Genomic DNA, 12936 nt, shown 5'->3' on the forward strand with positions numbered 1-12936 from the left:
TAGTTGTTCTTAATGCGTATTTCCTTGCTCCTAGGCTGCTTAGCGGTAGCCAGTACCCTATCGGCCACCGCCCAAACCAAAACGGCCGTGTCGGCCGCAACCGTGAAGCGCGTGCTCACCACCCTGGCCGCCGACGATATGCAGGGCCGCGCCACGGGCCAGCCCGGCCAACTGAAAGCAGCCGAGTTTTTGGCCGGCGAGTTTAAGCGCATTGGCTTGCAGCCGCTGCCGGGCCAGAGCAGCTTCATGCAGGAGTTTCCAGCTTACGAATCGGGTGTGACGAGCCTGCAGGTGACGCTCAATGGTGCACCCGTGCCGGCCACCCGGGCCCTCGCCCTCACCACGAAGCCCCAGCTAAGCTGGACGGAGCGCGACAGCGTGCAGGTGCTGGTACTGGGGCCAGAAGACAAACTGCAGGAGCACTACCGGGAAATCATGCTGCCCAGCAAGAACACGCTCGTCGTGTTTGACCCCGCGCAGGCGGCTACCTTTCAGAATATGCTGAGCCAGTTTGGCAAGCCTAGGCTACGCAGCGAAGTCATTAGCCGCCCCTATTCCAGCGTGCTGGTGCTGGCCGAGGCCCCCGCGCCCAAGGTCACTACCTTCCGGGTGGCCGCCACCGCCGCTACTAAGCCCGTGACCCTGCGCAACGTGGTGGGCTATCTGCCCGGCCGCGACGCCAAGCTAGCCCCGGACAAAGTCATTTTTTCGGGCCATTACGACCACCTAGGTATTATAAAGCCCGTGGCTGGCGACTCTATCGCCAACGGCGCCGACGACGACGCCAGCGGTACCACGGCGGTAGTAGCCCTGGCCGAGTACTTCAAGAAGCGCAACGACAATGCGAGGTCGTTGATTTTTGTGGCTTTCACGGCCGAGGAGATAGGCGGCTTTGGCGCGCGCTACTTCTCCAAGCAGCTCGACCCGAAGGAGATAGTGGCCATGTTCAATATCGAGATGATAGGCAAGGAAGCCAAGTTCGGACCCAAAACGGCCTTCATCACGGGCTACGACAAGTCAGATTTTGGCAAGCTGCTGCAAGCCAACCTGCAAGGCACCGAGTTCAAGTTTGAACCCGACCCGTATCCCGAGCAAAACCTGTTTTACCGCTCTGACAACGCCACGCTGGCCAAGCTGGGCGTACCCGCCCACACCATCAGCACCGACCAGATTCCGACCGACAAGCTCTACCACAGCGTCGACGATGAAGCCAGTAGCCTCGACCTGAAGAACATGACCAACGTTATTTCGGCCATTGCCCGCAGCGCCACCGGCATTGTGGCGGGACAGCAAACGCCCACGCGCGTGGCTCCCGAGCCGGCCGGTAAGTAGGGGCGGCACCTGGCACTACAGCAAGGTGCCAGCGAAGTTTATAGTTTGTAATTGGGGCCGGGCGGGGTTGTACCTTCCGGCCCCCATCCATTTTTAGGCGTTCATTTGGTATGCGACACTCCCTTTTTCAGCTACGCCGCTGGGCTCTTGGGGCTGGCCTCCTAGGCTACCTGCTCTTGGTTGGCAGCCCTTCGGCCCGCGCCCAAACGCCCCTCGGGCAGCCCTCGCTCGACGAAGCCAAGGTGCAGGTGTGGTGCGCCACAGCGCGCTTTGTATACGAAGATGCCGGCCGCCCCAACCTCAAGCGCACCCTGCGCTGCGACGGCAACCTAGGCACCCTGGCCGCGAGCCTGCGCCCCGACAGCCTGCGGGTGTATTCGCTGCTGTACGCGCCCATCGAGGGGCAAGGCCGCATATATAAAGGCCTCAAAGACAATCCGGCCCGCTTGGCGGCGCTCACTAAGGCTATCATTGCCCGCCTGCGGTCGTCGCCCGCTCGGCAGCGCGACCCCGCCCGCCTGGCCCGCCTGCAAGGGCTCGAAAAAAAGCTGACCGACTACGTTACGACCGGCCTGCCCCCCGGCCGCGAAGAGGAAGCCCCCACGGCCGATACCTCCGTGCGTGCTGCCCCAGGCCTGGCCGAGGCCGCCGAGGCGAGCGCTACTGGCGCACCCGCCGCCCGGCCAGAGGCGCCCACCACCGAGCCGGTGCTCAATCGCTTTTTCGCGCCGCTGGCCTTGATTCTGAGCATTGTAAGCCTAGTCTTGTTTGCGCTGCTGCGCCTGAGCATGGGCCGCGAGCTGCGCCAAATGCGGCGCATGACCAGCCTAGCCTCTGAGCTGAGCCCGGCCCAGCAGCGGCAGGTGGAGGAGCTGATAACCCGCCGCGTGGCCGAGGCCCTGCGCGAGCGCGAAGGCGAACGGCCACCCACCACCTAGGCCGCCTACGCTGCCCCCGCCACTCTACCTCTCCTCCCTATGAAAGCAGCTTTTAGGTCAACTACGGCGGCGGGCTTGCTGTTACTAGCCGCCTGCCGCACGGCGCCGCCCCGCCAGGCGGGCATCTCTCCTTCTAAAACCAACGGCGGCCACGACGCCCTCACCGAATCGGCGATTGCCGAGCGCGCGCAGCCCACCGCTACTTCCACTGCCTTGACCTACCCCCAAACGCGCCGCGACGCGCACACCGACAACTACTTCGGCACCACCGTGGCCGACCCCTACCGCTGGCTCGAAGAGCTGGACTCGCCCGAAACCAAAGCCTGGGTAACGGCCGAAAACCAGGTGACCTTCGACTACCTCAGCCGCATCCCGTTTCGCGACAAGGTGCGCGAGCGCCTCACTACCCTCTGGAACTACGAGCGCTACGGCGTGCCCAGCGTGGAGGGTGACCTGCTGATTTTCAGCAAGAACGATGGTTTGCAGAACCAAGCCGTCGTCTACGCCGTGAAAAAGGGCGAGCCGCTCGAAAACGCCGTAGTGTTGCTTGACCCCAACAAGTTTTCGGCCGATGGCACTACGGCCCTGGCTGGGCTGCACTTCAGCAACGACCACCGCTACCTAGCCTACGCCACCAGCGGCGGCGGCTCGGACTGGCAAAAGGTGCACCTGCTCGACATGCAAACCCGCCAGCCATTGGCCGACGAGCTCGATTGGGTGAAAGTATCGGATATTTCGTGGGCGGGCAAGGGCTTCTACTACAGCGGCTACGACGCCCCCAAAGCCGGCGAAAACAGCTTGGCCGGCAAAAATGAGTACCACAAGGTGTACTACCATCAGCTGGGCACCCCGCAGAGCCAGGACAAGCTGGTGTACGAAGACAAGACCAAAGCCCTAGGGTTCCGCATTGCGGGCGTGACGGAGGACGAGCGCTTTCTGTTTCTCTCGCTTACCGATAGCAAGGCCGATGGCAACCAGCTGCTGGTGCGCGACCTCAAAGACCCCAAGCAGGCCACTGCCTGGACTACGCTGCAAACTAGCTACGAGTACGATACCAGCGTAATTGGTAACCTAGGCGGCGAGCTGCTGGTGTACACCAACGACCACGCGCCCAATTACAAAGTGGTGCGCATCGACCCCAAGCACCCGCAGCCGGCTAGCTGGAAAACAGTGATTCCCGAGGCCAAGGAAAAGCTCGAAGGCATCAGCCAAGCCGCGGGCCAGCTGCTGGCCACCTACCTGCACGACGCCAGCTCGCAGGTGAAGGTGTACACCGAAGACGGGAAGTATAAGTACGATGTAGCGCTGCCGGCCATTGGCACGGCGGCGGGCTTTGGCGGGCGCCGCACCGACAAGTATCTGTACTACGCGTTCACGTCGTTTACCTATCCCACTACCATCTATAAATACGACCCGGCTACCAACCAGAGCACCGTATTTAAGGCGCCTAGGGTGGATGTGAAGCCCGAGGACTACCTCACCACGCAGGTATTCTACGCTAGCAAGGACGGCACCAAGATTCCGATGTTCATCACCCACAAAAAAGGGGTGAAGCTCGACGGTAAAAACCCAACCTACCTCTACGCCTACGGCGGCTTCAACGTGAGTTTGACGCCGGGCTTTTCGGCCGCGCGCATGTTGTGGCTGGAGAATGGCGGCGTGCTGGCTATTCCGAACCTGCGCGGCGGCGGCGAGTATGGCGAGGCCTGGCACAAGGCCGGCATGACGCCCAATAAGCAAAACGTATTCGACGACTTCATCGCGGCGGCCGAGCACCTGAAGGCCCTAGGGTATGCCGACGCCGACCACCTCGCCATTGCGGGCGGCTCGAACGGTGGCCTGCTCGTGGGCGCTACCATGACGCAGCGGCCCGACCTCTGCAAGGTGGCCTTCCCGGCCGTGGGCGTTATGGATATGCTACGCTACCAGAAGTTTACTATCGGCTGGAACTGGGCGCCCGAGTACGGCACCTCCGACGACAAGGCGCAGTTTGAAAACCTCTATAAGTTCTCGCCGCTGCACACCCTCAAGCCCGGTACCAGCTACCCGGCCACGCTCATCACTACCGCCGACCACGACGACCGCGTGGTGCCGGCGCACTCCTTCAAGTTTGCCGCCCAGCTGCAAGCCGACCAGGCCGGCAACAACCCCACGCTCATTCGCATCGACGTGAACGCCGGCCACGGCGCCGGCAAAAGCACTAAGCTGCAAATTGATGAGTGGGCTGATATCTGGAGCTTCGCCTTCTATAACATGGGCGTGACCCCGATGGGCAAGTAGCTATTAATAAACAAAACACGTTTGTCATGCTGAGCTTGCGAAGCATCTTCTCACGTCAGGGTTATTAGCTCTAACGTGAGAAGATGCTTCGCAAGCTCAGCATGACAAACGTGTTTTAGTGGACGTAGTAGGTACCCTAGGGCATGCCTTTGCCACCCGCCGAGCCATAAATCTGGCCCGTGGCGTAGCTGGCGTCGCTAGCCGCAAGCTGCACGTAGATGCTGGCTAGCTCCACGGGCTGGCCGGGCCGCTTCATGGGCGTGTCGCCGCCAAACTTGACCAGCTTTTCTTGGGTCGCACCACCACTTACTTGCAGCGGCGTCCAGATGGGGCCAGGAGCCACGCCATTTACCCGAATGCCTTTGGGAGCCAACTGCTTGGCTAACGAGCGTACGTAGTTGGTAGTAGCCGCCTTGGTCTGGGCGTAGTCGTAGAGGTCTTCCGACGGGTCGGTAGCCTGCTCCGAGGTAGTGCCAATGATGGCCGAGCCCGGAGGCAGGTGCGGCAGCGCAGCCTTGATAATCCAGAACGGCGCGTAGATATTGGTTTTTATCGTCCAGTCAAATTGCTCGGTCGAGATGTCCAAGATAGACTTATTCGCCTGCTGCCGGGCCGCGTTGCTGACCACAATATCGAGCCCGCCGAGCTGGCGTACGGCTTCCTCGACCAGCTTTTTGCAAAACGCCTCGTCGCGCAAGTCGCCCGGAATGGCAATGCCTTTGCGGCCTTCCTTCTTGATGAGGGCAATAACTTCTTTGGCATCAGCCTCTTCAGCAGGCAGGTAATTGATGGCTACGTCGGCCCCCTCGCGGGCGTAGGCAATGGCGGCGGCGCGGCCCATGCCCGAGTCGCCACCCGTGATGAGGGCCTTGCGCCCTTGCAGGCGGCCCGAGCCCTTATAGCTGGTTTCGCCGTGGTCGGGCTTGGGGTCCATTTGGCTGGCCAGGCCGGGCCAAGGCTGCGACTGGCTCTTAAAAGGCGGCCTAGGGTACTTGGTGGTAGGGTCCTGGAGCGGGGCCGCCGTGGGGCCGGGGGCCGCCTCGGCCGGTAAGATGGGCGATACGGCTGCGGCAGCTAGGCCGGCGCCCAGGCCACCGAGCAGCTTGCGCCGGCTAATGTTGTTTTCTTCCATGAGATAGCACGCTGGTTGGCTAAGTAAGAGTAGGCTGGGCTAAACGAAACAGGTGCCAGGAAGTTGCTATAGTTAAGCTTACTAAGATAGTTAAGCATAGGGGTATAGCAGTAAATGCACGCGCTTTGGCGCCGCAGAATACGAACGCTCGACCTAGGCGGCCGCGCTAAAAAACAATGTCCGGCCGAGCTAGCTCAGCCGGACATTGCCAGGCAATTAAAAGCGAGCGCTGGGCTACTCTATCACCTCCAGCACGGTGCGGAAGGAAACGTAATTGCCCTTGAATTTTCGGTCCATTTCCTCGCGCAGGGCGGGGGCAAAGTGCTCTTGGTAAGCCTCTAGTTGCTCGAGGCTGATGGCGAAATACTGGGCGGCATACGTGATGCCGTCGTCTTCCTCATTGAGCAGGCGCAGCAGGCTACTTTTGATGAAGCAACCGGTGCCTACTACCTCGGCCATGTGGTGGTCGCGCATGTAGGCTACCCACTCGTCGGCAATGCGGGGCTCGAGGCTGGTCGTAACGTTGTATAGAATCATGAGAGTGAAAATAGGGCGCAGGAGGCAAGCGTGGCCACTCAACAGCACCAAGCTGAAGGTAGCCGCCGTCTACTACTACGAGGGTTTAGTTTGAGATGGGCATTGCCGCACGCAATTCATCGGCCAGCACGCGCACTAGCTCGGCGGCAGGCAACGCGCGTGCCCGCCCAGCCCCGGTGCCGGCCCACTGCACGGCAAAGCCGGGCTCGCCGGCTTGCTGGGCGGCGGCCACCAGGGCTTTGCCCGCCGCATAGGCCCGTGAGTAGGCGGCGGTAGCAGGCCGGCCTGGCTGGTCGACATCTAGCATAAACCGATTGACCAAGCCCCGCGCCGGCCGCCCCGAAATAACGTCGGTGAGCGCTGTAGCGAGTGGCGGCTGTTGAAGCAGTGCGGCTCGGTAGGCCGCACTGGCTCCCGACTCGGGGCAAGCGACGAAGGCAGTACCCAACTGTGCCGCCGCTGCGCCCGCGCCCAGCGCCGCCGCAATGTCGGCTCCGGTCATGAGCCCGCCGGCGGTCACCACAGGTAAGGGTACCGCTTGTGCCAACTGCCGCGTCAGGGTGAGGGCTGGCAAAAAGGTATCGGTAGCTACGTCGAACACGCCTCGGTGGCCCCCGCCTCTATGCCCTGGGCCACTAGCGCATCGGCACCTAGGGCCGCCGCGGCCTGGCCCTCGGCCACCGACGTAACGCAGGCCAGTAGTAGCGCGCCAGCTTGCCGCAGGGCGCTGGCCTGGGCTGCCGTAGGCAAGCCAAAGTGAAAGCTCACTACCCGCGGCCGGGCCGCTACCAGCACCCGCAGCAAGGCATCGTTCACCCGAAAGCTAGGGTACACTTCGGGTAGGCTGGTGGGCGGCTCGCTGCCTAGGTCCTCAAAAAATGGCCGCAAATAGGCCAGCCACTGAGCATCGTGGACCGGGTTGGGCGCGGGCGGCTGGTGGCAAAAAACATTGACGTTGAACGGCCGGTCGGTGGCGGCTTGTAGCTCGGCTAGCTGCTGGGCCACTACTGCCGCATCGGGGGTAGCCCCGGTGGCCAATGAGCCCAGTGCACCCGCCCGTGACACGGCCAACGCCAGCGCTAGCGTAGACACCCCAGCCATAGGTGCCTGAATAATAGGATGGGTGAGCGCAAAACGCTCGCAGAAGGCATTCATAAGCTAGCGGGGTGGTGGCTAAAACTAACCAGCCAGCTGCGCGCAGGGTTTGACCCTAGGGCTCACACCCGCATGGAGTCAAACTGAAAATCGTTGATGCGGGCCTGAATGTCTTGGGGCGACAGCTTTTCGCGAGCGGCGGCCTGGGCCAGGGCGGGCAGTTCCTGGTCGCCGGCCAGGCGCAGGGTCAGAATCTGCTTGAGCGTGAGGTTTTTTTCGAGCTCGGCAAAGCGCTGGCCACTTACTTCAAAGTAGCGTTGGCGGACTTCGAGGCGGGCCACCCGGTCTTGCAGCAGCAGGGCGTAGTGCTGGCGCAGCATCACGACCGTGACAAAAAACAGCAGCGTGACGGCCGCCAGCGAAAACCACAGCCGCGAAATTTCGGAGTCGTCGCCGGCCACGCCCACGTAGCGCCGGATAGTGTAGATAACCATCACCAGCGTGAGGGGCAGCACGATAAAATGGTGAAGCGGGTAGTAGCGAACGGGGTTTTTGGCAGCCATTGGGCGAGAAGATTAGAAAAGGAACTAAGCCAAACGAGAAAACTCCGGCCGGGGCCGGAGTTTTCACTAAAAAACGTAAGTACGAAGCCGCGGCTAGGATTTACGGGCTTCTTTTTCGGCCCTCTTTTGCGCCTTGAGTTGCTCTTTAGCAGCTTTCTCCTGCTGCCGGGCGGCTTTGCTGGCTTCCTGCTGCTGTTTGAGCTGTTCCTTTTGCTGCTTGGCCGCAATGCGCTGCTCTTTCAGCTGGCGCTTGAGGTCGTCGGCCTGGTTTTGTTGCTGCTCGATAGCGCGCTTGCTGTCGCGCACCGAGGCCTCCGAGGCCTGCCGCTGTGCACGCTGCTGGTCGTAGGTGGCTTGGGCACCCTGCACCGAAGGCTGGGGAGCGCTCTGGTCGGGGGTAGTGGTCTGGGCGTGGGCCGAGGTAGCGGCCAGGCTGGCTACGGCAAAGGCAGCCAGCAAAAATGCTTTTTTCATGAGAAGAAGATGAACAGCTAACTAGCTGAACTACTTTAACGTGAAAAGCCTAGGTAAGGGTTAGGGTAAGCACCGCCACCTAATGCATGCGGCGTACTTCGACTCACTGCTAACCACCTTGAAGCCACCTAGGCATGTGCCGCGGCTGGCACGGCGCAGCCGCTTCGGCAGCCATCAGGCAGCTCGGTGTCTTCAACCTGCACCGTGCTGTGGTGAATATGAAACTCGCGCAGCAGCCCCGCCGATAGGTTGGCCAGCCACGTGGCATCGGCCCCACCGGGGCGCACCAGGTGGGCCATGAGGGCGGTATCGTGGCCATCGCTGCTCATGCTCCAGATGTGCAGGTCGTGCAGGCTTTGCACGCCCGGCTGGGCCAGCATAAACTGCCGCACCTTTTCGAGGTCGATGCCATCGGGCACGGCTTGCAGCCCGAGGCGAATGGTATCGCGCAGCAACCCCCACGAGCTCACTGCAATCACCCCCAGCAGCCCGAAGCTGATGAGAGGGTCGAGCCAAGTTACATTGGTGAAGTAGGTGATGGCGCCGCCTATCACCACGCCTAGGCTCACCAGCGCATCGGTCAGCATATGCAGGTAGGCGCCGCGCACGTTCACATCGCCCTTTTGCCCGGCGCTGAACAGCCAGGCCGTGAAGCCATTAATCAAGATGCCGGTGCCGGCCAGCAGCATCACGGCGCCGCCCTTCACAGGCTCGGGGTGACGCAGGTGGTCGATGGTTTCCCACAAAATGAACCCTAGGGCGCCGTAAAGTAGTGCGGCATTAATCAGCGCGGCCTGAATGGTAGCGCCCCGGTAGCCGAAGGTATAGCGCGGCGTGGCCGGGCGGCCCGCCAGCCAGGCGGCCCCCCAGGCCAGGGCCAGGCTCAGCACGTCGCTCAGGTTGTGGCCCGCATCGGAGAGCACGGCGGCCGAATTAGACCACAGCCCACCTAGGGCTTCGATAACGACAAAGGCCAGGTTTAGCCCGATGCCCCAGGCAAAGGCGGCGCTGAATTTGCCCCCGGCCGGCGGGGCGGCGTGTACGTGGCCGGCGTGGTCGTGGTCGTGCGAATGGCCCATAACTAAGTAGCGTGCGCGTGTACTGGCCTAAACGCAAAGGCTGGGGTTTGGGTGCGAAAGTAGCCCTAACCCCGGCCTAGGTGCTATTTAAAGGCCAGGGGCACTACCACTTTCACGCTCACCGTGCGGCCCATGTTAAACACGCCCTGGCGGCCAGTGGTGTAGTTGATGGCCGCGTACTTGAGGCGGCTCAGGTGCGACTGGTAGGCCACGTCGAACAGGTTATTGGCCGTCACAAATACCGAAAACAGCGTGCGGCCTTTGCTGTCGGCTACGTCGGTGCCCGCGCCAGCATTAAACAGGGTATAGGCAGGTGTCGCCGTTTCGGTATCGAAGGCCCCGAAGAAGCGGTTTTGGGCAAAGGTCTGCTCTAGCTGAAAGCGGGCGTACACGTTGGTGAGGCGCTTGCCCTGGCGGCGGAAGTTGCCGCGCAGCTCCGATTGCAGCCGGTCGGCCGGGATGAAGGGCAGGTACTTTTGCTCGTCGGGCACGTCGAGCTGGCGGGCGCGCACCATCGAAAACGAGTTTTCGAAGTGCAGCCAGTCGAGCGGGTGGGGGTGAAAGTCGAGGGTGACCTCGCCGCCCAGCAGCCGCGCCTGGCCCTGCACGTAGTTAAACAGCCCGATGTCGGGCCCCGTCGAAACTAGCGAATCGGTGCCGGCCTGATTAAGCACGCGCCGCGCAAAAATGTAGTTCGAGATGCTGTTCTCAAACGCATCGATGCTGAAGCGCACGTGGTCGCTGACATAGCTCACGCCGGCATCGACCTGCAAGCTGGTTTCAGCCTTAAGGCCCGGCTGGCCCACCTCATAGCGAATGGTACCCTCGTGCACCCCGTTCGACCCCAGCTCGGCAATGTTGGGCGCCCGGAAGCCGCGACTCAGGTTGGCCTTCACCGTAAGGCGGTCGCTAAAGCTATAGGCGGCACCTAGGCTGCCGCTGTAGTTATTGAAAGTGCTCTCGAAGCCCGGAAACTTGGTTTCGGCGCCGGCCGTGCCGGCGGGCACGGGCTGTTCGTCGGCATCGAGGTACAAACTCTGGGCCCGGATGCGGCGCACATCGTAACGCAGGCCGCCGCTGAGGTCGAGCCCGCCGAGCGATTTTTTGATGACCCCAAACACGCCGCCCTCGTTCAGCTTGTAAGCCGGAATCAGAAATTCCTGCCCTAGGTTACGGTTTTGCTGGTGCAGGCCGCTGGTGCCCACGGCCAGGTTCCAGCCGTTTAGCTCGGGCAAGAAATAGCGCAGCGCGTAGTCCACAGTGCGCAGCTGGAAGTACAGGTCGGGCGTGTCGGGCGCCAGCACGTTGCCAAACTCGCGGCGCAGGTTCTGCTGGTAGTTGACTTGCAGCGCCAGCCGCCCGCCGCGCTGCCCAATGATAAAGTTATTGTCGGTGCCAAAGCGCAAGTGGTTGATGCGCTGGCGCGGCACTTGCAAGGTGTAGCCCGATTGGTTGTCGGTCACTACCTGGGGCTCGGCTTGGCCGTTCACGGCCACCTCGCGCAAAAAGCGTCCGGTCAGGCTGTCGCGCTCGCCTTCTATCAAGCCCACGTTTTGGTTAAATGAGCTGAAGGTCAAGTGCGAATAGCCCCAGCTTTTGTTCAAGCCCACGTAGCCGTTGGCGTCCCATTCATTAAAGCCTGAGTTGAAAACCCGGCCGTCGTAGCGGTTGCGGTAGTCGCCGGCCACCTTGCGGGTACCCCGCACCAGCCAGTTAAAGCCATTGAGGTTACCCGCGTTTTCGAGCGAGTAGCCCTGTTGGCGGTTGTTGGTTTGGTAGTTAGCCACGGCCTGGCCCGTGATGTGGCCTTCGGCAATGGGGTCGGGCGCTAAGAAGTTGATAACGCCCGCCATGGCATCGGAGCCATACAGCAACGAGCCCGGCCCCTTAATAATCTCGGCCCGGTCGATGCTGAACTCGTCTAGCTCAATGCCGTGCTCATCGCCCCACTGCTGGCCTTCCTGCTTGGCGCCGTTGTTGAGCGTCACCACGCGGTTGTAGCCCAGCCCGCGCACTACCGGCTTGCTAATGGCTGCACCTGTGGTAATCTGGCTGATGCCCGGCGTGTGCGCGATGGCGTCAATCACGTTGGTGGCCGAGGTCTGGTTGAGGCGCGTGCGGTCGACCACCGTGGTGGGCACCGGCGAGCGGCGCAACTCTGTGGCCTGGCTCACACCCGTCACTACCACCTGCCCAATCTCGGTGGCCGACGGGCTCAGTTTGAAGTCGAGCGGCTGGCCGCTGCCAGTGTCTACCAGCTGGCTTATCGTGTTATACCCTAGAGAGGTAATCTGCACTGTGAACCGGCCCCTGGGTAGGTTGGCGAAACTAAAGCGGCCCTCAGCGTCGGTGGCTGTGCCCTGCTTGAGGTCGGGAAAAATAACGTTGACGCCCGGCAGGCTTTCGCCCGTGGTGGCATCGGTAAGGCGGCCACTGACTGGCCCCGCTGCCCGCGGGCGTGCCACTGGCGCAGTAGATTGGCCTGCTGCCGCAAAAGACAAGGTGCTGGCTAGCACCAGCATAGAAGAGGTACGAAGCATAAAGCCCACTAAGTAGAAAAAAGGCACCAAAGCGGCCAGCTCTGGGCTCGGCTAGCAAGCCTCTGCGCCTAGCTAGGGCCCGGGGCCTTAGCAGCGAGGAAGAGCAGAGCTGCCGCCCGGCAGGTACGCCGGCGCTTGGCGCTGGCCCGCGGCTGCACACGCAGCCCGCAGGACCAAAACCTAATTGATTGAAAGAAAAAGAATTGTGGGTGGCATAGGCCCGGCCTAGCTACCCAGTAGCTACCTAGGCACTCGGCGGCGGGCCGCGCAAAGCCGAGCGCCGTAGGGCCGCCGCCGAGCAAGCCAGCGTGGCAGGCACGGCCAGCGGCCGATAGTACAGCGCGCACGAGGGGAGAGGGACGGCTACCCGCGGCGCAGACTGGTAGGCTACATTATAGAACTGCTCGGTTTGGCAGTGGGTGTGCTTGGCCGTGAGCCGCACCTTACCTGGCTGGTGCTTTGCGGCTGGGGCAAAGGCGGGCTCCTCGGTAGTGTGCTCGTGGGAGTGCAGCGCCAGTATCCATGCCTCCGGCAGCAGCGTCCGCATCAGGCAGAGCAGCAGCAGCAAAGCAAGGTAGGGGCGAAGAACGGGCCGCAACACAGTAACGCTAAAGTAACCGACTTACTGACAACGCAGGCGGCTTGGCATGGCTGCCGCCCGGCAAAGATATGCTTAAATAAAAAGCGCAGCGGGGAAGCGGTGCAACAGGGTTTCGCGAACACTCGCGCGGCCTAGCCGTAATGAGCGCCTGCCAGTAAACGACCTTGCTAAGTCTTCACCGCTGCGGGGCACCACGCCGCAGTGCCTCATGTGCCAACCCTAGGACCGGCAAAAAATAGTACCAATCTAACTAAGCAGTGGTGCGGGCTTGCTACCGCAGTTCATAGGCTGGCATATGAAATGCTGTTACAAAATAACCTATTTGGCATGCGGTTGCTACAGCTTGCTGTGCTTGGCGTAGGCTT

At 61.9% G+C, this 12936-nt stretch carries 10 protein-coding genes and 1 pseudogene; 3 read left to right on the forward strand and 8 right to left on the reverse strand.

The window, feature by feature from the left end; genetic code table 11:
* The first annotated feature begins 12 nt into the window (after positions 1-12).
* The 3 genes from JAO77_RS11905 to JAO77_RS11915 all read left to right on the forward strand — a co-directional run bounded on the left by JAO77_RS11905 (position 13) and on the right by JAO77_RS11915 (position 4550).
* A complete protein-coding gene (locus JAO77_RS11905; protein WP_198990600.1) occupies positions 13-1332 on the forward strand; it encodes a M20/M25/M40 family metallo-hydrolase in 1320 nt (439 codons plus the stop codon).
* A 110-nt stretch (positions 1333-1442) separates the two neighbouring features.
* On the forward strand, positions 1443-2270 hold the full coding sequence (locus tag JAO77_RS11910; RefSeq protein WP_198990601.1) for a hypothetical protein: 828 nt from the start codon (positions 1443-1445) through the stop codon (positions 2268-2270).
* Positions 2271-2309: 39 nt separating this feature from the next.
* Complete coding sequence (locus JAO77_RS11915; RefSeq protein ID WP_198990602.1) at positions 2310-4550, forward strand: prolyl oligopeptidase family serine peptidase; 2241 nt, start codon at positions 2310-2312, stop codon at positions 4548-4550.
* Between the two features lie 136 nt (positions 4551-4686).
* Here JAO77_RS11915 and JAO77_RS11920 read toward each other — a convergent pair whose 3' ends face one another.
* The 8 genes and pseudogenes from JAO77_RS11920 to JAO77_RS11960 form a co-directional block, all read right to left on the reverse strand.
* On the reverse strand, positions 4687-5682 hold the full coding sequence (locus tag JAO77_RS11920; RefSeq protein ID WP_198990603.1) for an SDR family oxidoreductase: 996 nt from the start codon (positions 5680-5682) through the stop codon (positions 4687-4689).
* A 234-nt stretch (positions 5683-5916) separates the two neighbouring features.
* The gene (locus JAO77_RS11925; RefSeq protein WP_198990604.1) at positions 5917-6219 is read right to left on the reverse strand and encodes a DUF4286 family protein; all 303 of its coding nucleotides are present in this window, start codon (positions 6217-6219) and stop codon (positions 5917-5919) included.
* 85 nt (positions 6220-6304) lie between these two features.
* Positions 6305-7374: pseudogene (locus tag JAO77_RS24545) on the reverse strand (NAD(P)H-dependent flavin oxidoreductase).
* A gap of 62 nt (positions 7375-7436) precedes the next feature.
* A complete protein-coding gene (locus JAO77_RS11940) occupies positions 7437-7877 on the reverse strand; it encodes a DUF6526 family protein (protein WP_198990607.1) in 441 nt (146 codons plus the stop codon).
* 93 nt (positions 7878-7970) lie between these two features.
* Positions 7971-8351 (reverse strand): hypothetical protein, encoded by a 381-nt coding sequence (locus JAO77_RS11945; RefSeq protein ID WP_198990608.1) that lies wholly within the window; start codon positions 8349-8351, stop codon positions 7971-7973.
* A gap of 128 nt (positions 8352-8479) precedes the next feature.
* The gene (locus tag JAO77_RS11950) at positions 8480-9430 is read right to left on the reverse strand and encodes a cation diffusion facilitator family transporter (RefSeq protein WP_198990609.1); all 951 of its coding nucleotides are present in this window, start codon (positions 9428-9430) and stop codon (positions 8480-8482) included.
* Positions 9431-9513: 83 nt separating this feature from the next.
* Positions 9514-11970 (reverse strand): TonB-dependent receptor, encoded by a 2457-nt coding sequence (locus JAO77_RS11955; protein WP_198990610.1) that lies wholly within the window; start codon positions 11968-11970, stop codon positions 9514-9516.
* Positions 11971-12214: 244 nt separating this feature from the next.
* Positions 12215-12538 carry a hypothetical protein gene (locus JAO77_RS11960; RefSeq protein ID WP_198990611.1) on the reverse strand — a complete coding sequence of 108 codons (324 nt, stop codon included), beginning with the start codon at positions 12536-12538 and terminating at the stop codon, positions 12215-12217.
* Positions 12539-12936 lie beyond the last annotated feature (398 nt).

The organism is Hymenobacter sp. BT559 (assembly GCF_016427535.1).
GTDB lineage: Bacteria > Bacteroidota > Bacteroidia > Cytophagales > Hymenobacteraceae > Hymenobacter.